General features: G+C 37.2%; 20 protein-coding genes and 1 other RNA gene. 11 read left to right on the plus strand and 10 right to left on the minus strand.

Annotated features, from left to right (window positions below; genetic code table 11):
- The first annotated feature begins 80 nt into the window (after positions 1-80).
- The 3 genes from smpB to gpt all read left to right on the plus strand — a co-directional run bounded on the left by smpB (position 81) and on the right by gpt (position 2,028).
- A complete protein-coding gene (gene smpB / locus ACYQ0E_RS08580; RefSeq protein WP_460187818.1) occupies positions 81-560 on the plus strand; it encodes an SsrA-binding protein SmpB in 480 nt (159 codons plus the stop codon).
- 188 nt (positions 561-748) lie between these two features.
- Positions 749-1,106: a transfer-messenger RNA gene (gene ssrA / locus ACYQ0E_RS08585) on the plus strand.
- Between the two features lie 436 nt (positions 1,107-1,542).
- A complete protein-coding gene (gpt, locus tag ACYQ0E_RS08590; protein ID WP_460187819.1) occupies positions 1,543-2,028 on the plus strand; it encodes a xanthine phosphoribosyltransferase in 486 nt (161 codons plus the stop codon).
- 122 nt (positions 2,029-2,150) lie between these two features.
- Here the strand turns inward: gpt and uraD are convergent, their stop codons facing one another.
- From uraD to ACYQ0E_RS08625, 7 genes are all read right to left on the minus strand, one after another.
- Complete coding sequence (gene uraD / locus ACYQ0E_RS08595) at positions 2,151-2,642, minus strand: 2-oxo-4-hydroxy-4-carboxy-5-ureidoimidazoline decarboxylase (RefSeq protein ID WP_460187820.1); 492 nt, start codon at positions 2,640-2,642, stop codon at positions 2,151-2,153.
- A 24-nt stretch (positions 2,643-2,666) separates the two neighbouring features.
- Entirely contained in the window at positions 2,667-3,449 is a 783-nt protein-coding gene (locus ACYQ0E_RS08600; RefSeq protein ID WP_460187821.1) for an ABC transporter permease, read from the minus strand.
- A complete protein-coding gene (locus ACYQ0E_RS08605) occupies positions 3,446-4,240 on the minus strand; it encodes an ABC transporter ATP-binding protein (protein WP_460187822.1) in 795 nt (264 codons plus the stop codon). The genes ACYQ0E_RS08600 and ACYQ0E_RS08605 overlap by 4 nt, the downstream gene beginning before the upstream one ends.
- Positions 4,241-4,243: 3 nt before the next feature.
- The gene (locus ACYQ0E_RS08610; RefSeq protein ID WP_460187823.1) at positions 4,244-5,245 is read right to left on the minus strand and encodes an ABC transporter substrate-binding protein; all 1,002 of its coding nucleotides are present in this window, start codon (positions 5,243-5,245) and stop codon (positions 4,244-4,246) included.
- Positions 5,246-5,338: 93 nt separating this feature from the next.
- Positions 5,339-6,277, minus strand: a complete 939-nt coding sequence (puuE, locus tag ACYQ0E_RS08615) for an allantoinase PuuE (protein WP_460187824.1) — start codon at positions 6,275-6,277, stop codon at positions 5,339-5,341.
- A 16-nt stretch (positions 6,278-6,293) separates the two neighbouring features.
- Complete coding sequence (locus tag ACYQ0E_RS08620; protein WP_460187825.1) at positions 6,294-7,487, minus strand: urate hydroxylase PuuD; 1,194 nt, start codon at positions 7,485-7,487, stop codon at positions 6,294-6,296.
- Positions 7,488-7,541: 54 nt separating this feature from the next.
- A complete protein-coding gene (locus ACYQ0E_RS08625) occupies positions 7,542-8,228 on the minus strand; it encodes a GntR family transcriptional regulator (protein ID WP_460187826.1) in 687 nt (228 codons plus the stop codon).
- 372 nt (positions 8,229-8,600) lie between these two features.
- Between ACYQ0E_RS08625 and uraH the strand changes: the two genes are divergently transcribed.
- From uraH to ACYQ0E_RS08665, 8 genes are read left to right on the plus strand one after another with little or no spacing between them, the layout of a single operon-like run.
- Positions 8,601-8,954, plus strand: coding sequence for a hydroxyisourate hydrolase (uraH, locus tag ACYQ0E_RS08630; RefSeq protein WP_460187827.1), 354 nt, complete (start codon positions 8,601-8,603; stop codon positions 8,952-8,954).
- A 26-nt stretch (positions 8,955-8,980) separates the two neighbouring features.
- Positions 8,981-10,525, plus strand: a complete 1,545-nt coding sequence (xdhA, locus tag ACYQ0E_RS08635) for a xanthine dehydrogenase small subunit (protein WP_460187828.1) — start codon at positions 8,981-8,983, stop codon at positions 10,523-10,525.
- Positions 10,518-12,872 (plus strand): xanthine dehydrogenase molybdopterin binding subunit, encoded by a 2,355-nt coding sequence (gene xdhB / locus ACYQ0E_RS08640; RefSeq protein WP_460187829.1) that lies wholly within the window; start codon positions 10,518-10,520, stop codon positions 12,870-12,872. The genes xdhA and xdhB overlap by 8 nt, the downstream gene beginning before the upstream one ends.
- Positions 12,865-13,872 (plus strand): xanthine dehydrogenase accessory protein XdhC, encoded by a 1,008-nt coding sequence (gene xdhC / locus ACYQ0E_RS08645; protein ID WP_460187830.1) that lies wholly within the window; start codon positions 12,865-12,867, stop codon positions 13,870-13,872. Before xdhB ends, xdhC begins: the two co-directional genes overlap by 8 nt.
- Positions 13,865-14,365, plus strand: a complete 501-nt coding sequence (locus ACYQ0E_RS08650) for a nucleoside deaminase (RefSeq protein ID WP_460187831.1) — start codon at positions 13,865-13,867, stop codon at positions 14,363-14,365. The genes xdhC and ACYQ0E_RS08650 overlap by 8 nt, the downstream gene beginning before the upstream one ends.
- Positions 14,366-14,388: 23 nt before the next feature.
- Positions 14,389-15,939: an ABC transporter ATP-binding protein gene (locus ACYQ0E_RS08655; protein WP_460187832.1), complete on the plus strand. Its 1,551-nt coding sequence runs from the start codon at positions 14,389-14,391 to the stop codon at positions 15,937-15,939.
- The gene (locus tag ACYQ0E_RS08660; protein ID WP_460187833.1) at positions 15,929-17,017 is read left to right on the plus strand and encodes an ABC transporter permease; all 1,089 of its coding nucleotides are present in this window, start codon (positions 15,929-15,931) and stop codon (positions 17,015-17,017) included. The genes ACYQ0E_RS08655 and ACYQ0E_RS08660 overlap by 11 nt, the downstream gene beginning before the upstream one ends.
- 2 nt (positions 17,018-17,019) lie before the next feature.
- Positions 17,020-17,940, plus strand: a complete 921-nt coding sequence (locus ACYQ0E_RS08665) for an ABC transporter permease (RefSeq protein WP_460187834.1) — start codon at positions 17,020-17,022, stop codon at positions 17,938-17,940.
- Positions 17,941-18,005: 65 nt separating this feature from the next.
- Here the strand turns inward: ACYQ0E_RS08665 and ACYQ0E_RS08670 are convergent, their stop codons facing one another.
- The 3 genes from ACYQ0E_RS08670 to ACYQ0E_RS08680 all read right to left on the minus strand — a co-directional run bounded on the left by ACYQ0E_RS08670 (position 18,006) and on the right by ACYQ0E_RS08680 (position 21,406).
- The gene (locus ACYQ0E_RS08670; RefSeq protein WP_460187835.1) at positions 18,006-19,013 is read right to left on the minus strand and encodes an adenosine deaminase; all 1,008 of its coding nucleotides are present in this window, start codon (positions 19,011-19,013) and stop codon (positions 18,006-18,008) included.
- Between the two features lie 503 nt (positions 19,014-19,516).
- A complete protein-coding gene (locus tag ACYQ0E_RS08675; protein WP_460187836.1) occupies positions 19,517-20,605 on the minus strand; it encodes a BMP family ABC transporter substrate-binding protein in 1,089 nt (362 codons plus the stop codon).
- 27 nt (positions 20,606-20,632) lie between these two features.
- Entirely contained in the window at positions 20,633-21,406 is a 774-nt protein-coding gene (locus ACYQ0E_RS08680) for a DUF5020 family protein (protein ID WP_460187837.1), read from the minus strand.
- Between the last annotated feature and the right edge of the window lie 223 nt (positions 21,407-21,629).

Genomic DNA, 21,629 nt, shown 5'->3' on the forward strand with positions numbered 1-21,629 from the left:
TAGCATTTTGGATTGTTTAACCACCCAATTAATCGCCCAGCTAAAACCACACAACTTAATACTGATTTAAAGATAACACCATGGCTAAAAAGAAAAAATTTAATAAAGAAAATACCATTGCTCTCAATAAAAAAGCACGTTTTGACTATTTTATAGAAGAATCGCTAGAAGCAGGGTTAAGCCTAGAAGGTTGGGAAGTAAAAAGCCTACGTGCTGGTAAAATTCAACTGGGTGAAAGCTATGTGACCTTTAAAGATAACCAGGCCTGGCTATTTGGTGCCTTAATTACCCCACTAATGACCGCATCGACCCATAACTTTCACGACCCATTACGCACTCGCCAACTACTACTGCACCGCCGTGAAATTAACCGCCTACGTGGTCTAGTCGAAATTGACGGTTCCACCGTTGTGCCTTTAGAACTCTATTGGAAGCAAGGTAAAGTTAAGCTATCCATTGGCCTAGCCAAAGGTAAAAAACAGCACGACAAACGTGCCACCATGAAAGAACGTGATTGGAATCGAGACAAACAACGTATTTTAAAAGGTGATATTCGATAAATTCATTAATCGATTCACACAAACCTGTTAAGTTTTCATCACCCTTTTAAATAATAAAACCTAGAAAATCGCGTTTTTTAGGTTTTTATTCAAACCATCCCTTGAATTATTTTGATTCACCCCCAATAATACCTCAACTCTTATAAATTCCCCTTGCTAACCAAAATATCGGTTAACAAGAAAAATTCGGGGCTGTACTGGTTTCGACGGGGAGTACAAAATTTGAGATGCATGTCGTGCCTGAATGATGCACGTAAATCCTTATTTCAATTTTGTTATAGTTGCAAACGACGATAACTACTCTCTAGCAGCTTAGGCCGCTAGTGCAGCTCAGGCAAGTTGTCTATGGCCCCTGATCGCTGTATCATCTTACATAGAACCGTGTTAAATACGTGTTTGGGTGTTTAGCATCAAACTTCACAAGCTCGCTTAATGTGTTCCCTGCTGGCCGGGAAGCATTGTAGTTAAATGAATAGACCAAATAAACATGTAGATTTTTAGATGGCGGCTTCGCGGACGGGGGTTCGACTCCCCCCAGCTCCACCAATTTCGTTTTTCAAGAAAGACTAATTAGGTTTAATAAAATCAAATTAGTTCTTTATACAAGGGCCTTATGGCCCTTTTTTTGTTAAAAATTCTATATAAGATTTAAAATACAATTCATATAGTTTTTTATCAAACACATATTTTTCATGTATTTAAACGTCATTTTCAAATTCATAAGTCAATATTGTAGTGGTCTAATAAAACCACACAGCTCTTCATGCTAAAACTTGTCAATCTCTAGTTATAAACTGAACTTCAGGCTCAACCAGTAATTATTTGCCTTCAAGGGGTACTTACGTCTACTTTTCTTTCGTCTATGAATCGTGCAAAACTTTCACTTAATTTATCAGTGCGTTTTTACAGATATATTTGTCTTCAAACTGTTGATATCGATAGATTACTGTATAATTGCCAAAATTAAAAAAAAAGGTCTTTTATGAGCAACCAAATTAAAAAACATATTATCTCTTGGGATCAACTTCATAGAGACTGCAGAGCCTTAACACATGAATTAATTGCGCTTGATAAAAAGTGGGATGGCATTATTGCGATTACACGTGGCGGTATGATTCCCGCTGGTATTATTGCACGTGAACTTGGAATCCGAGTTGTTGATACTATTTCGGTTAGAACCTATAGTCATAAAGAAATAAGTGAGCCTGTTGTGTTGAATGACGTAACAGCAACAACCGATGGTGAAAATTATCTATTAATTGATGATTTAGTTGATACAGGTAAAACGGCAAGGTTTGTTCGTGAACGACTACCAAAAGCTTATTTTGCAACCGTATACGCAAAGCCTGAAGGTAGACCTTTAGTAGACAACTTTATAACGGAAGTACCACAAGATACTTGGATTTATTTTCCATGGGATTTGGAATTAGATTACGTAAAACCAATCTCCAAACACGCAGATGAATAAACGTATTTTTCATTAGATAGTTAAAATAGATGATTAAAATAGATGGTTAAAAATGCTTTTTAACCATCCTATTAAAACGTTGATATTTCTCTATACAACCCTAATTAAAGCTTTTGAATAATCTAATCTATTAGTTTTTTCACTCTTATCTGAGCAATTTTAATCAGTTCTGCAACGGATACAGGCCATTCAATCTCTTCTGTTTGATTTAAGCGCTGTTGCATCAATGTCAATATCTGTGTCTTATTCATCCCTGTAACAGCGACCACAAATGGATACCCCATTTTGTTTTCGTATTCATGGTTTAACTTCTTAAATAACATCAGTTCATCTTCACTCAAACTGGATAAACCTGCCTGCTGTTGTTCTGATTGAGAAAAACCTGGTTGAGCTTTGCCTACACCAAGCTTAGGGTGTAGTTGCAACGCTTGTTTCTGAAGACCTAAAGGCGCATTTTTGATTGCAACAGCCAGTTTATTTTGCATATCTAAAGCACTCATAAATGGACGAGATTCCTCTAAGACTGGTAAAACCCAATCACAATGTTCCAATAACGACTTACACTGCTCTAAAAAGGATTTGGTCGGTAATTTATTAAGTTCGTCCAATGTCATAAAATAAATACTTCTCTATTTAATTTAGTTTCTAAATGCCCATTTAGTCATGCGTTTTTCTAATAATGCAAACAACGTATAAACGGCTAAGCCTTCTATTGCTAAAACAACCAGGCCTGCAAAAACTAACGGAACGTCAAAATTGGCTTGAGCTGAAAGCATTAAATGCCCTACACCTGAATTAGCAGCAACGGTCTCTGCAACCACCGAACCAACAAACGCTAAAGTGATTGAAATTTTTAAGGCTCCAAAAAAATACGGCAGTGTATTAGGAATACCGACTTTAAGTAAGATTTGACGTTTACTGGCTCTAAGTGCTCGCATTACATCAACCACTTCTGGTTCTAAAGTTGCCAGGCCTGTTGATACATTAACAACAATTGGAAAGAATGAGATAAGCCATGCGGTTAAAATTGCTGGCGTTGTACCAATACCAAACCATAGTACTAAAATAGGCACAACGGCCACTTTAGGTACCGTTTCAAAGGCAATAAATAACGGATATAAAGCATTGTATAAGGTTTTTGAATTACCAATTAATGCCCCAACAGCCACTCCAAAGACAACCGAAATGGCAAAACCAATAATGGTGGTTTTTAAAGTTTGCCAACCATTTTCAAGTAACGCATCTTGATATTCCACCATCGATTGAAATATTCGAATAGGTGATGGTAAAAAATACTCGGGAATATTTCCCAACATACACGTTATCTGCCAAATACCAATGGCTGAAAAAAATATCAGTAAAGGTGCGCCATATTCATAAGATTTGGATTCCGTTAATGATGACCATGCGGTTTTTTTCATGCTGCCTCCTTAGCCGCTTTAATAAAGCCACGGAGTTTTTGTACAAGATGCGTAAATTCCGTATCGTAACGAATATCAATGGATCTTGGACGAGTAAAATCGACTTTTTCTTCATGAACAATTTGTCCTGGTCGAGTAGACATAACATAAATATCATCTGCCAAATAAGAGGCTTCTTCTAAGTCATGAGTAACCAATAAAACGGTAAACTTTTTGGCCTCTTGAAGTTCACTCAACATAACCCAGAGCTCTTCACGAGTAAAAGAGTCTAAAGCACCAAATGGTTCATCTAAAATGAGTAAACTTGGTTCATGCACTAAGGCACGGCAAATAGATGCTCGCTGTTGCATTCCCCCTGATAGCTCCCATGGAAAACTATCTTCATAGCCTTTTAAACCCACTTGTTCTAGTAACTCAGTTGCTTTATCAATGTATTTTTGTTTATTTTTTCGGTACTGCCTTTCGTAATCAGGGCTAACTTCAAACGGTAACAATACGTTATCTATAATATTTCGCCATGGTAACAACGTTGATTTTTGAAAAGCCATTCCAACCCCAGAAACAGGGCCATTAACTTCACGATTATTCATAAAGACATAACCTAACGTCGGGGCTTGCAACCCCGATAATAACTTCATCATGGTTGATTTACCGCAGCCACTAGGACCTACAACTGCAGTAAAACTTCCTTTTTTTATGGTTAAATTGACTTCATGAATAGCCATGTCTTCAAGTTTTTCTGAACCGTTGTAACTCAAAGAAACTTTTTCTAGCTGTATAAAATCAGACATAACTTACATCTCTCTTTCTGATTTCGCTGGTAAGTAGGCTTCTGTAAACACATTTTTAGCGAGTGGCTTATTTTTAAAAGTATAGGTATAACCAATTTGCTCAATCGATTCTGCTAAACGTCCATAATCCACATCCCCAAAGCCGTTCGCTTTAACGTCCTCAGTCATAACATTATCGTTAATACACATCTGTAAACGCTCTAATTCAACAGATTCTTTGGCAATCTTATTTTTAGCCATAACTAACTTAATGGCTTCTGCTGGATGTTCGATGGTGTATTTCCAGCCTTTAATTGTTGCTTTAATAAATCCTTTAACAACTTCTGGATGTTGTTTTGCATACTCCGGATTAACAATCAAAGTATTACCATAAAGTTTTAAACCATAATCAGCCATTAACATGACATTAATGTCTTCAGGCTTTAAACCTATTTTCTTTAAATTTAAGAATGATGAAAATGAAAAGCCGGCAATCGCATCAACACGCTTTTGAACCAGCATGGATTCACGAACAGAAAAACTCACATTATCGATAGTCACTTTTGAAGCATCAACCCCTGCCACTTTAGTGAACGCTTTCCATTGTGCATAGGCACCATCTGGCGCTGGAGCGCCTAAAATTTTACCTTCTAAATCTTTAGGCTTAGAAACGCCTGTTTGTTTGGTTCCTATAATGGCAAATGGCGGTTTGTTATAGACCATTAAAATACCTTGCAATTTAGAGCTAGGATTTTGATCTTTAAATTTAATTAATGAATTGATGTCTGCAAAACCAAACTCATAAGTACCAGAAGCTACTTTAGGAATAGCATCTAAGGAACCTTTACCTGAATCAATGGTGACATCCAAACCTTCTTCTTTATAAAAGCCTTTATCAATAGCTGCTAAATAAGCGGCAGAAGGTCCTTCAAACTTCCAATCAAGTGTAAATTTAACTGGGGTGGCGGCAAAAGCCGATAAACTTGTTGTCGCTAAAACGGCGGCAAAAAACATCTTTAATTTCATGAGAGTAATCTCCATTGTTCTCATTAAGAGAGGATCGTTTAATAAAATTAATGTCGACGCCGTTGCCAACAAATTTGTAATAGATAGATTTATTTAGATATTAATTTCAGATTTATTTGGATAATGTTTTTCATGCCAATGTGTGGCAATTTGTTCCCGAGTACATACCCATACGTCTTGTTTTTTTTGTATATATTCAATAAAACGTTTAAGTGCCGCAAATCGACCAGGCCTGCCAATTAATCGACAATGCAGGCCAATTGACAACATTTTGGGTTCAGTTTCACCTTCTTCATACAAAACGTCGAATGAATCTTTTAAGTATTGAAAAAACTGTTCGCCTGAATTAAAACCTTGCGAAGTGGCAAAACGCATATCATTTGCGTCAAGGGTATATGGCACAATTAAATGCGGTTTGTCATCGTCTGTTGCAGGGTTATTTATCCAATAGGGTAATTCATCGGCATAAGAGTCTGCATCATATAATGGCGTTGTTTGTTGCAAAATAATTTTACGTGTACGATCATTATTGCGACCAATATACCAACCTGCTGGTGGCTTGCCTGTCATTTGGGTGTGAATTTCTAACGCTTTTTGAATATGCATGCGCTCTACTGCTTCTTGTACATTTCGGTAGTCAATCCAACGGTAACCATGAGAAGCGATTTCCCAATTAGCCTCTAACATAGCATTCACTGCGTTAGGATTACGTTGCAAAGCCATAGCCACACCAAAAACGGTTACAGGCATATTATTTTGGGTAAACAACTTATGTAATCGCCAAAAACCAACTCTTGTACCATATTCATAAACCGATTCAATACTCATATGACGTTGACCAGGCCATTCAGAAGCCCCCACCACTTCGGATAAAAAAGCTTCTGACGTCTTATCACCATGCAATATGCAGTTTTCGCCACCTTCTTCATAATTAATAACAAACTGTACAGCGATACGAGCACCACCCGGCCAAGAAACTTTTGGTGGATTTTGTCCGTAACCGATTAAATCTCTGTCGTAGAGTTTTACCATTGCTTAAGCCTTTTAATTACTGTTTTAAACTCTGCTTGTAGGTTTGATACCAACCGTCAAGTAAAGTACGTTCTTGTTCTGTCATTTTAGTGAGATTACCTATTGGCATGACATGGGTGGTGACTGTTTGTGCATAAACCATATCCGCATTACGTTCTAAATCACTTTGTGTTTCTAAAGCGACCCCTTTTGGCGCAACTTTAAATGCAGGATCGGTTGGATTAACAGCATGACAAGTAGCGCAACGCTGTTGTATAACCGGAGCAATTTGCTCATAACTAACGGAAGAACTAAGGGTAACGTCTGTTTTTTTAGGCATGGTCAAATACGCTAGCACAGCCATTAAAATAGCGGCAACGGGTAACATCCAAACTTTATTTTGACCACGGTTTTTAAGGTTAAAGTAGTGTCTAACAAACACACCAATTAAAGAAATTGCAGCAAGAACCAGCCAGTTATATTCGCTACCATAAGTCAGCGGGTAATGGCCACTGATCATAATAAACAGAACGGGAAGCGTAAAATAGTTATTGTGTAATGAACGTTGATAACCAAGTTTGCCTACTATTGGATCAGGAATTTCACCCTTTTCCATCGCTTTTACCATGGTTTTTTGTGAAGGAATAATGCCAAAAAAGACATTGGCGACCATAATAGTACCAATAATGGCTCCAACGTGAATATAAGCTGCTTTTGCACTAAAGATTTGAGTTAAAACATAGGCAACGACTGTTAAACCAATAAAGATTATCCAAAAGAATAAAGTGCCATTTTCTGACAACTTAGTTTTGCATAGTTGATCATATACAACCCAAGATAACAGCATAGAAAGTAGACTAATGGCAATGGCAAGGTTAGGTGAAATATCCATAACAGAGCTATCAACAAGTGTCATACTTGGTGTCATATAGAACACCAAAATCATCATAGCAAAACCCGTTATCCAAGTTAGGTAGGCTTCCCACTTAAACCAATGCAACACATCGGGTAGTTTTTCAGGCGAGTTTTCAAACTTTTCAACGTGATAAAACCCACCGCCATGTACAGCCCATAAATCGCCTGCCACACCTTTGTTTAAACCGGGTTTATTACGTTCTAAATTACCTTCTAGCCAGTTAAAATAAAATGAAGCACCAATCCATGCTATCCCTACAATAAGGTGTATCCATTTTATATTTAAATTTAACCACTCAATAATTTGAGGATCCATGTCGTTCTCCCTTAATGGCTTAGAACACTTATCCCCAACATTTAGAGAATAAGATTAATTATCTTTTAATAAAGCATAAAGATCCGGCTCAACGGCCTTCTCACTTAGCTGTAATCCTTGCTCGATATGATCAATATGATCAATCATCATTTTTTCAGCAACTTCTGGTTTACCGTTTTGTAAAATGTCTACCAATGTGTTGTGATCAATACAAGCGCAACCACCTGAGCCCGTTAAGTTATATTGCGACACTATTAGAGAAGTTCTAGCAATTAACTGTTTAGCAATTTCTTCTAAAGCTTGATTACCAGCCGCTTCAGCAAGAAAAAAGTGAAACTCTGTTGATTTACGTAACCCTTTTGCAAGATTTCCTAAATCAAACATGCGATTCTCTTCCCTAACCATTGAACTTAACATTTCTGCTTGGTAATCCGTAAGATGGCCAGTTAACTTTTTTGCTATCGCTCCTTCAATAATTTTTCGGGCTTCAAAATACTGTTCAACGTCTTCTGGCGGAGTCGCCACAACACTTGCTCCGACATTTGGCTTAATCTCTACAACACCTTCATGTGAAAGCCTTAATAGTACTCTGCGTATTATTGTACGACTCACGCCAAAAATTTCGGCTAGAGGTACCTCAGTTAAACGGGAACCTGGTTGCAACTTTTGCTCAAGAATGACATCAAACAGTCTGTCATAAATGACTTGTTCTTGGTTTCTTGATCCTTTCGACTTTTCCATGTTTACAAAACTCCTTCCAATAGAAAATCAATCTCAAAAAACCTTGTTCCTGACATTGATTGTATACAATTTATAAAAACAATGGTAACTATTTTTTACCGTTTTTTCATAATTTATCTTAACTGCAATCTAACAATTTAGAACTTAACTGCTCTTAAACCTTTAATTTAATGGGTTTTAATCATATTTTTAAAACTCAAGATTATTAGTTAATTTTAAACTTTTTTCTCTTTCCTCACGGTTTAATTCTTACTATTTGTATACAAAATTTAAATATATTGTCTTTACTATGATAATTAAACCTATTATTAATATTTAAGATTGTGTACAATCAATTAAAACATTTGAAAACAAAATAAAAGGCTGTTTTTTATGAGCGGACTGACAACACATATTTTAGATACCAGCTTAGGTTTACCTGCTGAGGGTGTGCATATAAAACTTTTTAAATATTCCCAAGATGGGTTTACCTTAATAAATGAAGTCGTAACAAATATTGATGGTAGATCAGAGCAACCGCTATTAACATCAGCGCAAATGGAAATTGGTACTTATCAACTATTATTTGAAATGGCCCCCTATTTTAAACACACACAAAACAATCTAATAGAACCGTTATTTTTAAGTGATATACCGATTCAGTTTAGTATTTCAGATAAAGACGCTCACTATCATGTTCCATTATTGGTATCACCTTTTGGCTTTAGTACCTATCGCGGTAGCTAATCTATTTTAATTCAAGAGATAACATTATGAATTCAAACGATATTAAATTCTTTTTAGGCCAAAAACTCGTTACCGTAAAAGACTGTTCACCTACTCTAACATTGCTTAATTACCTTAGAACAGAAGCCGATTTAGTTGGAACTAAAGAGGGTTGTGCTGAAGGTGATTGCGGGGCTTGTACTGTTGTTTTAGTGGAATTACAACAAGGTCAAATAACTTATAGAGCGGTTAATGCCTGCATACTTTTTTTACCTATGTTGGATGGAAAACAAGTTTTAACTGTAGAACACCTTAAAAACCAAGATAATCAACTGCATCCTGTTCAACAAGCCATGGTTGATCATCATGCTTCTCAATGTGGTTTTTGCACGCCTGGTATTGTTATGTCTGGTTTTGCTTTATACCAAAACACGCGTCTTTCTAAAAACGATTCGAGCTCAAATTACCAGGCCTGTAATAATGCGTCAGCCCAAACAGATTGTTTAAATAAAACCTATGCGGGTAATCTTTGTCGATGCACCGGTTACGGCCCTATTATTGAATCTGCAAAAACATTTATTCAAAAAGCGCTAGAAAACCAAGTGACTATTGAACAAGAAAATGCCGACATCATAAAACAACTTAAAAGCATTACTCCAAAATGTAAAAAATCTTTTACTAACAAGGCGCAAACCTATATTCAACCAAGCAATATCACTGAACTCAATAACGCCTTAGACTCAACACCTTCTGCTCACTTATTAGCAGGTGCAACTGATTTAGGTTTATGGGTTACCAAACAGCGTAAAAAGCTAGAAACACTTATCTATTTAGGTCAAATTCCTGAATTAAAAACCATTACCGAAAAAGAAGATTACATTGAGTTGGGTGCATCGGTAACTTATAGCGAAGCCATGCCTGTATTAATCAAACACTTTCCACAAATGGAAGGGTATTTAGAAAGACATAGCTCAACACAAATACGTAACTCTGGAACCATCGTTGGCAATATCGCAAATGGCTCCCCCATTGGTGATATCCCTCCTCCCTTTATTGCTTTGGGCGCAAAAATTACTTTAAGTAGTGTACAAGGCTCACGAGAAATGCTTTTAGAAGACTACTTTATTGCCTATGGTAAACAAGACCGTAAAGCAAATGAATTTATAGAAAAAGTTCGCGTACCTATTAATAGACCAGGCCTGTTTAATTTATACAAAATTTCCAAACGATTTGAACAAGATATCTCTTCAGTAAGTGCTGCGTTTTATATTGAATTAAACCATAACGAAATTACTACGGTTCGCCTTTGTTATGGCGGAATGGCCGCTACGCCATTAAGAGCAAAACAAACCGAAGCGGCGCTTATTAATACAACCTGGAATCTTGAAAATATTGACCAGGCCTGTTTAAAACTCAGTGAAGACTATCAACCTTTTAGTGATTTTAGAGCATCTAGTGAATACCGAATAGCGGTTGCTAAAAATCTTTTACGTAAGTTTTTTATTGAATCGCAATCTAAAAATTTGCTCTCTGACTCTCCTCAAAATACAGCCATTCAAATCTTGCATACAGGGGAGATTAAACATGCTTAATACAATGCCTTCTACCGAACCACAGCGACTCCCTAAAATCAAAACAGGTGTAAGTGCTAAGGTAAAACATGATAGTGCCGAAAAGCACGTAAGTGGTGAAGCCTTTTATATTGATGACCTACCTGAACCGCGTGATTTACTGCATGTATATATTGCACAAAGTGAACAAGCTCACGCTAAGGTTTTGTCTTTAGATATTTCAAAGGTAATTGCCTTTCCTGGCGTTACAAAAGTGCTTACCGCAAAAGATGTGACAGGTAAAAATGATTTTGCGCCAGTGATTGATGGTGATCCTATTTTTGCAGATGGTTTAGTTGAATATATTGGCCAATCCCTTTTTGCGGTTGCTGCCGATTCTATTGACATAGCGCGTGAAGCGGCGCAATTAGCGGTTGTAGAATATGAACCTTTACCTGCCATAACAACCGTTAAACAAGCCTTAGAACAAAATTCCTTTGTGCTGGAATCTAAAACCTTTTTGCGTGGTAATCCACATGAAACACTTTTAAAAGCCAAATACCGAATTCAAGGTGAAATAGAGATTGGTGGTCAAGATCATTTTTATTTAGAATCCAATGTTGCAATGGCTATTCCTGGTGAAGACAACGACATCAAGGTTCATAGTTCAACTCAACACCCTACTGAAGTGCAGCATTGTTGTGCAAGAGCCATTGGTTTACCCGATCACGCCATTCATGTAGAGATGCGTCGTATGGGTGGCGGTTTTGGAGGAAAAGAGTCTCAACCCGCTTTATTTGCGAGCATTGCTGCTCTGGTTACGCATCACACCAAACGGCCTGCTAAAGTGCGTTTAGATAGAGATGATGATATGACTATGACTGGCAAACGACATGATTATGTCATTCAGTATGATGTTGGTTTTGATCAAGACGGTTTAATTGAAGCCATTGCCTTTGAAGCAGCTTCTCGTTGCGGAATGTCTGCCGATTTATCTGCATCCATTAATGATAGAACCATGTTCCATTTAGATAATGCCTACTACCTAGATAATGTTTCAATCGTATCACACCGTTGCAAAACACATACTGTTTCTAATACCGCATTTCGTGGTTTTGGTGGCCCACAAGGCATGGTTGCCATAGAACGTGTTATGGATGAAATTGCTTATCACACAAAGCAAGATCCTTTATCGATTCGTAAACTAAACTACTATGGCATTAATGATCGCAACATTACCCCTTATTACATGCCCGTTACCGACAATATTATTCATGAAATTACAGCTGAACTTGAAGCCAGCTCTGACTATAAAACACGCCTTAAAAACGTCATGCAGTTTAATGAAAATAGTCCTTATATTAAAAAAGGGATTGCTCTTTCACCGGTTAAATTTGGTATCTCTTTTACAGCAACCCATTTAAACCAAGCAGGGGCTTTATTACACATATACACCGACGGCTCAATTCACCTTAACCACGGTGGAACAGAAATGGGGCAAGGCTTATTTACCAAAGTAGCACAAATTGTAGCAGAAGAGTTTCAGGTTGAAATTGAACAAATAAAAATCACCGCAACCGATACCGCTAAGGTACCCAATACATCGCCAACAGCGGCTTCTAGTGGTTGTGACTTAAATGGTAAAGCCGCACAAAATGCCGCCATTATTTTAAAAGAAAGATTAATTGATTTTGCAAGTAGTCAATATAAAGTGGATAGCACTAATATCCAATTTACGGCAAAAGGTGTGCAAATCGGTCATGAAATAGTGGCTTTTAAAGATTTGGTTATGCAGGCTTACTTTGCCCGTATTTCACTCTCTACAACAGGCTATTATCAAACACCTAAAATTCATTTTGACCAAACAATGGGTAAAGGCCACCCCTTCTTCTATTTTGCTTATGGTGCAGCGGTCTCAGAAGTCACGATAGATACGCTTACTGGTGAATACAAAGTAAATCGCGTAGATATCGTGCATGATTGTGGCGACAGTATTAACCCTGCAATTGATACTGGGCAAATTGAGGGTGGTTTTATTCAAGGTATGGGCTGGTTAACCACGGAAGAGTTAGTTTATGATGATTCAGGTCGCTTAAGAACACATGCACCCTCTACCTATAAAATCCCATCTTTTGGTGATCGTCCAAAAGAAATGAATATTCATCTGCGTTGTGATGCTAACCGCGAAGATACAATATACCGCTCTAAAGCTGTTGGCGAACCACCGTTAATGTTAGGAATTAGTGTATTTAATGCTTTAACACATGCTGTGGCCAGCGTTGCAAATTACCAGGCCTGTCCAAAACTGGATGCCCCGGCCACACCCGAACGTGTTTTGTTAGCTTGTGAAGCATTACGCCAAAATCACAAGGATGAACAGCATGTTTAATTTGGAATCTTTAGCCAATCTAGCAGAAACAAAAGAACCTTTTGTACTGGTAACAGTCGGTAAGGTACAAGGTTCGTCTCCACGAGAAATGGGAGCCAAAATGATGGTTACTCAATCTCAAATCATTGGTACGATTGGAGGTGGTAACTTAGAATTTTTTGCTATTAAACAAGCAAAAGAACACCTTAGCCAGTCTATTGAAAATCAAATTACAGAATATACAACCCCTCTTACCCCACAATATGATCAGTGTTGCGGTGGTGTTGTGCAGTTATTATTTGAAAAAGTGAATCCTCAAACCTCTGGTTGGCTTAAAAACTTAAAAAAATATCTGTTTCAGAATCAAAATTACCAGGCCTGGTTAATTACCGATTTACAACAAAATATTCGATATATACATACTGATAAAAAAGCCCAACAATCCACTGATAAAATTCACTGGCTACCTAAAAAAAATCAATTAGTCGAACCTATTCATAACGCATCTCTACCAGTTTATATTTTTGGTACAGGACATGTTGGCAAAGCCATTGTGAATCAATTACAACATTTAAATGTAAACATAACCTGCATCGATAGCCGCTTAGAACAACAGCCCGTTAATAACGCAAGTAATGTACATTCTGTACACACAACAAACTGGCAAACCTATGTATCAGAAGCCCCTAACAACGCTTACTTTTTAGTTTTAACACATAGCCATAAATTAGATTATGAAATCACTGAAGCCATTTTAAAACGTAATAACCATACGTATTTTGGATTAATTGGCTCCAAAACTAAAAAGATTCGTTTTCAAAGACAACTAAAAGCATCTGGTATTACAGATACACAGCTAAACAGCTTAACTTGCCCAATTGGCCTACCGTCTATTCAAGGTAAAACGCCAGAAATTATTGCTGTTTCGGTTGTCGCTCAAATTTTACAAATACAAAGCATGGCTAATATAAACAATCAGCCAACGGATTTATCTACAACAAAAAGGAACCATTATGTGTGATTGCCAATCTAATTCTACAACAAGCGGCAGTAAAGAATTTATGCGTCATGCTATTGAGCTATCGCAAACCAAAATGGAAGCGGGATTTGGTGGCCCATTTGGTGCCGTTATTACAAAGGACGGAAAAATTATTGCCGAAGGCTATAACCAAGTCACCTCTAGCAATGATCCTACCGCTCATGCCGAAGTAACAGCCATTCGCGAGGCCTGTAAATTTCTAGAATCATTTGACTTATCTGGTTGTGAAATTTATACCAGTTGCGAACCTTGCCCTATGTGTTTAAGCGCTATTTACTGGGCCAGGCTTGAAACCATCTATTATGCAAACTCTCGTGAAGATGCTGCCGATATTGGTTTTGATGATGAAATGCTGTACTCCGAAATTTCAAAACCCATTTCAGAAAGAAGTATTCCAACCCACAGAATGTTAGAAGACGAAGCGATTCGTCCTTTTAATGATTGGAAAAACAAGAGCGATAAAATTCGTTATTAAAGTCTTTGGCTAAGGTGCATACCATGACAGATACAATACAACCTAGATTAAAACTGGCCCAAATTACTAAAGAGTTCCCTGGTTGCTTGGCAAATGACAGTGTTGACTTAACCATCAACCCTGGGGAGATTCATGCATTATTAGGCGAAAACGGCGCGGGTAAAAGCACGCTAGTTAAGATGATTTATGGCCTTATGAAACCTGATAAAGGCCAAATGATTTGGGAAGGTTCTCCAATAGAAATTGATAGCCCCAAAGAGGCTCGAAGTATAGGCATAGGCATGGTATTTCAGCATTTTTCTCTTTTTGATGCTTTAACCGTACTCGAAAATATAGCCGTGGGAATAGATGGCGAGTTTAATCTTAAAAAATTAGAACAGCGTATTATTCAAGTTTCAGAAGATTATGGCTTACATATCAATCCAAAAATGTATATTCATGACTTATCGGTTGGTGAACGACAGCGTGTCGAAATCATACGCTGCCTACTTCAAGATCCTAAACTGCTTATTATGGATGAACCAACCTCTGTACTTACCCCCCAAGAAGTCAATAAATTATTTGTTACCTTACGTCGCCTCTCATCTGAAGGTGTTTCAATTCTATATATAAGTCATAAACTCGATGAAATTAAAGCGCTTTGTCATCGCGCAACCATACTTAGAGGTGGTCGCTATATCCAAGAAGTTGATCCAAGCCAAGAGACGGCAAAAAGTATGGCTCAACTCATGGTGGGTGAAAAAATTAACCCACCTAAACGAGAATTCTCTACAGAATATGGAAAAGAAGTTATTCGAGTTCAAAATCTATCGGTTAAATCTGACCAAGCCTTTGGTAACGATTTAATAGATGTGAATTTTGTCATCCGTGAAGGTGAAATACTCGGTATTGCTGGTATTGCTGGTAACGGTCAAACAGAATTATTATCGGCCTTAAGTGGCGAAGCGGATACCGAAGTTGACAGCATTATCATTCATGGTAGACCTAGCGGTAACTTACCTTCTAATCAACGCAGAATGATAGGTATGGCTTATGTGCCAGAAGAGCGTTTAGGGCACGGCGCTGTTCCCAACGATTCCTTGCATCAAAATGCTTTTTTAAGTGGTTATAAGGCACAAAACTTACAAAAAAATGGCTTTATTAATTTTAAAAAGCGTGATGAATACGCACAATTGATTTGTGACAAATACAATGTAAAACAATCTGGTATTCAATCTCTTGCTAAAAGTCTTTCGGGAGGGAATTTACAAAAATTTATCGTTGGTCGTGAGATAGAACAAGCGCCAAGTATCTTGATTGCGGCACAACCTACTTGGGGTGTTGATGCGGGAGCTGCGGCGGCTATTCACCAATCTATTTTAGATTTAGCTGAAAAAAAGAGTGGCATTTTAGTCCTCTCGCAAGATTTAGATGAACTCTTTGAAGTTTGTGATTCTATTTGTGTGATCTACGAAGGTACGCTTTCTGAAGCCTACCCTATTTCAAACGTGAGTCGCGAACAAATTGGTCTTCTTATGGGAGGAATTTCGACTCCTAATCCAAAATTGAATGGAGATGATGAACATGTTGCTTAGATTAGAAGCTCGAAGCATTCCTTCGAAAAAAATGACCTATCTTTCGCCTGTAATTGCGGTTTTGTTAACGGTTTTATCTGGCATGATAATTTTTGCTTCTATGGGAAAATCTCCTATTGAAGGAACCTACGTATTTTTTATAGAACCTATTACCAATATTTATGGATTAGGTGAACTCGCGGTAAAAGCCACGCCATTAATTTTAATTGCCTTAGGATTAGCCGTAGGCTTTAAAGCCAATATTTGGAATATTGGTGCCGAAGGTCAACTTATTATAGGGGCTATTCTAGGCGGTGGACTTGCCTTATGGTTTTATGAATCTGAAAGTGCCTGGTTGCTTCCTATGATGATTCTATTTGGTGCCATAGGAGGTATGCTCTGGGCTGCAATTCCTGCTCTATTAAAAACGAAATATAATACTAATGAAATTTTAACCAGCTTAATGCTTACTTATGTCGCTATTCTGTTTTTAAATTTTATGGTGAATGGTCCCTTCCGAGATCCTTCAGGTTATAACTTTCCTGAATCACGCTTATTTAGTGATTCTGCACTATTACCCATATTGATTGAAGGAACTCGATTAAACCTAGGTACGCTTATTACGGTTATTGTACTTATTGGGCTGTGGGTCATGCTATCTAGAACGATTATCGGCTTCCAAGTAAACGTTGTTGGTCAGTCACCAAATGCGGCTAAATATGCTGGGTTTAATCATAAAAAAATCGTGTGGTTTGCTTTTCTTTTAGGTGGTGCAATGGCGGGCATGGCGGGCATAATGGAAGTCTCTGGCCCTATCGGTCAACTACTTCCTTCTATATCGCCAGGTTATGGATTTACAGCCATTATTGTGGCCTTTTTAGGCCGACTTCATCCATTAGGGATTCTACTGGCGGGTTTAATTATGGCTATCTCTTATTTAGGTGGTGAAAATGCACAAATTGCGCTTGGACTTCCTGTTGCCTTAACAGGGCTTTTCCAAGGATTATTACTGTTTTTCTTATTAGCGACCGATGTGTTGATTATGTACAAAATTCGCTTTACTTATAATCTAAAAAACACCACTCCAGAGGGGTTATAAAGATGGATATACAAATTATTTCATTAATTATGGTCACCATAATCAGTGCGGCCACCCCTTTATTACTAACCGCTTTAGGTGAATTAATCTCTGAAAAATCTGGTGTATTAAATTTAGGTTTAGAGGGAATGATGATTGTCGGCGCGGTAGTCGCTTTTGCGACAGTAACCTATACAGGTAGCGCGACTTTAGCGGTTATTTCTGCTGCATTAGCGGGTATGGCCATGGCATTAATATTTGGTATCTTAACCTTATCGCTGCAGTCAAACCAAGTCGCAACCGGTTTAGCCTTAACTATTTTTGGTCTCGGTTTAAGTTCATTATTAGGCAGCGATTTAGTTGGCGTTGCTTATGAGGGGTTGCCAAAACTTAATATTGAATTTTTGAGTCAGATTCCATTTTTTGGAAACGTACTTTTTAGCCATGACATTCTGATTTATTTTTCACTTATCATGGTTTATGTAAGTTACTGGTTTTTAAATAAAACTCGCTATGGTCTTATATTAAGAGCTGTAGGTGAATCACATGATGCCGCTCATGCTATTGGCTACCCTGTTATTAAAATTCGATATATGGCTGTACTGTACGGTGGTGCAATGAGTGGCCTTGCTGGTGCTTATTTATCACTTTCTTACTCACCTATGTGGGCTGATAACATGACAGCAGGTCGTGGTTGGATTGCTGTGGCCTTAGTGGTATTTGCTATGTGGATGCCTTCTCGAATTCTAATGGGAGCTTATATGTTCGGTGGAATTACCATTTTACAATTACATGGACAAGGATTAGGGATTTCTATTCCTTCTGAATTCTTCTCAATGCTGCCTTACTTAGCCACGATTATTGTTCTTGTTATTATTTCGAAACAAGCACAAAATAATTTTGCACCTGCCAATTTGGGTAGCCCTTTTCACCCGACACATTAACTTTTTTAAATACTAAAAAAGGGGCTTTTAAAGCCCCTTTTTTTTACTCTTAAACGAATTACTCACTAATGTAGTTGATGAGCATATTTTAGTAGTTTCTCTAAATATTCCGCTTTTTGTTCTCTTTCTAAAAAACTCGCTTCAAAGGCATTTTTAGAAATATCAATTAATTCACTTTTCGTTAACTCTAAACTATCACTCATGGCTTGATAGTTCTCATTAAGATACCCTCCAAAGTATGCAGGATCATCTGAATTAATCGTCACTTTAAGTCCCATATCATACATTTTCTTTAAAGGATGCTGAGTTAAGTCTTTAACCACCTGTAAACGTTGATTAGACAATGGGCATAAGGTTAAGGCTATCTGCTTATTTTTAAGCTCTTCAAGTAAAACGGGATCTTCAATGGAATTGTTTCCATGATCAACACGGTTAACATTAAGGTTATGGAGTGCACCAGAAACATAACTGGCATCCCCTTCTTCACCCGCATGAGCAACTAAATAAAAACCGGCAAGTTTCGCTCTTTGGTAGACACGTTGAAATTTTTCAGGTGGGTTACCTTTTTCTGATGAATCAAGTCCAATGCCAATAATCTTATCTTGATAAACAATCGCCAAGTCTAAAATCTCTTGGGCTGAACTTTCATCTAAATGTCGTAAAATCGACATAATAATATTCACCTGTACACCCAATTGTTCTTTAGCATCCATTATCGCGTTATAGATCCCATTTAATACAGTTTCAAATAAAACACCGCGTTCCATATGAGCTTGGGGGTCAAAAAATACTTCAGCATATATAATATTTTGCTCTGCACATTTCTGTAAATATGCCCAGGTAAGATCATAAAAATCTTGTTCTGTTTGTAACACAATCATGCCTTGATAATAGAGATCTAAAAAAGATTGCAAATCTTTGAAATCATAAGCAGATTCAATTTCTTCAACACTCTTGTAAGATAACCGAACATCATTTCTTTGAGCCAACTCAAACATCATAGCTGGCTCTAAGGTTCCTTCAATATGTAAATGAAGTTCTGCTTTAGGCATTTTTTTTATAAATTCATTCATGAAAGTTTCTCCTTTTAAATCCAAAAAGCGCACTAAATCTCGCCTTTTTTAACAATATGTAATTCTAAAAAACCGCTAAATGGATTTTTTATACTTTCTTGTAGTTCATTGCACTTAAGACTCATGTAATCATCCCTAAATTTAATGAATAGAAATCTTCCCTGATATATTGATCTTAAGTTTTTAAGTGTTTTTTCATAAAACAAGCTGTATCAAATAACCCAATTTTTATCGCAGTAATTTCTTAAAAAACACGAAAATATTTGAACGTAAAACTGGCTTAGAATGGAATACAGAACAATTTATCATCGATATTTAGACTTTATTAAAAGAGCTAAATCGCATTAGAAAATGTAAAAATTTTCTTCTGTTGAATCAATGAATATCGTCTATTGAATAACTAAAAAGGGTGGACAAGGCCACCCGGGTGAAGTAGAACAACTTCTTTGGAGAGAGTTAAGAGAATTTAATTTGTTTGTTGATATCTATAAAACGAGAACGTTTTATTTTGGTACCGTTCCATCAACACCTTCTACATACCAGTTCATACCAAGTAAATCACCGTCACTAAGTTCTTTACCTTTTTCAACTATCAACTTACCTTCTTGATTTTTAATAGGACCTTGAAACGGTTTTACAGCACCTGACTTAATGTCTTCAATCGTTTTTTCTGCCATAGCAACCACATCTTTAGGAACAAAATCAGCAAAAGGACCAATACCTACCATACCTGATTTAATACCGCCCCAAGTGTTGTCAGGCTTCCAAGTTCCATCCATTGTTTCTTTAACTTTTTTGATGTAATAACCACTCCAGTCATCAATAATTGAACTTACCTGTGCTTTAGGAGCAAATGCAGACATATCAGATGCTTGACCTACCGCGTAAACACCACGTTGTTCAGCAACTTGTAACGGGGCTGGAGAATCGGTATGTTGCATAATAAAGTCGGCACCTTGGTCTATAAGAGCTTTTGCCGCATCACCTTCTTTACCTGGATCGTACCAACTGTTCACCCAAATAACTTTAACTTTAGCATCAGGATTAACGGTTTTTAGACCTTGAACAGTGGCATTAATTCCACGCATAACCTCTGGAATTGGAAATGAAGCAATGTAACCAATAACATTCGATTTTGTCATCTTACCTGCAACCTGCCCCATAACGTAACGACCTTCATAAAAACGTGCGCCATAGATACCGACGTTTTTAGCCATTTTGTAACCCGTAGCATGTTCAAAATTTACTTTTGGAAACTGTTTTGCCACTTTTAAGGTTGGGTTCATAAAACCAAATGACGTTGTAAAAATAATGTCATGTCCAGTAGAGGCCAGTTTGCGAATAACACGCTCTGCATCTGCACCTTCAGGTACTTTTTCTACAAAGGTTGTTTTTACTTTATCACCAAATTCTTTTTCAACGGCTAAGCGTCCTTGGTTATGTTGATAACTCCAACCATGATCACCAATAGGACCAACATAAACAAATCCAACTTTAAGTTTTTCTTCTGCCGTAGCAAAAGAAGAACTCATACCCATTGTTGCAGCAAGTAGACCTAAAGCTAAAGGCTTTAAAAATGTTCTTCTTTTCATCATATTTCCTTTATTTAAATCGCTAATTTAGAACGTCCACTTAACGGTTGCTTGTGGAACACCTTCGTCAATGCCATCTTGACCATATTTATTCATCCAATAAGAGTATTCGATACCTGCTGAAATACGTTTTGGTGCACCAAATAATTCACCCACATCCATAGTTAAACGTGGCGATGCAATAATGTTTTCAACCTTACCAACTTCTTTTTCAGCAGAAGCATAATCTAGGAAACCTTCAAAAGTCCAACTTGTTGAACCTAATTTAAATGGCGCCATCCAAACAAAAGTAACCTGTTGACCACTACCCATTTTTCCAGGATAGTAATCACTTGTACTCGCTCTCTGATAAAAGTTTACTTGAGCAACGGGAACACCAGGAATATCTAAATCAAAACCTATACCATATAACTGTGCGTTTGTAACTTGCCCAACTTCTAAAGTTGCAGCAAGAGAAACATCTTTAACAAATCCAAAAGAAAGATCTTTACCTGTCATTTTTCCAAAAGATAAGCTAGGCGAGATTTCACCATAAAAATCACTCTTACTGGTATTGGCGTTAGTCACATCAAAGAAGAAGAAGTTTGAACCATACTTCCATCCACTTACATGCTCTACTGTTACAACGGTACCATCAACTTCATTATCAGACGGTACTTCTTTATAACCAGAACCATTTAAAAGTAATAGATTGGTATTACTCCAATCCGCTGCATGAGAAGTGGTTGCAGATAACATAGCTCCAGCTAATGCTAGACTGGTGACTAATGATTTCTTTTTAAAGATAGTTGGCATAGACATTACATTTTCCTTTTATGGTTTTAGATTTTAATAATGTGTACAGATATTGTGTACAATTTATTTATGAAATAGTTAGCAATCATAATGCCATCTTTTAATTTCAATCATAAAAACCATTAAAGAACCCTTGAGCCCCTATAAAGCGGTTACCTCCTCCCATTTAAAAAATATTGAACTTATTGATCTGCGTACAATTAATGATAAAACGCTCCATTTTAGTGCA

The sequence above is a fragment of the Thiomicrorhabdus hydrogeniphila genome, assembly GCF_054656895.1.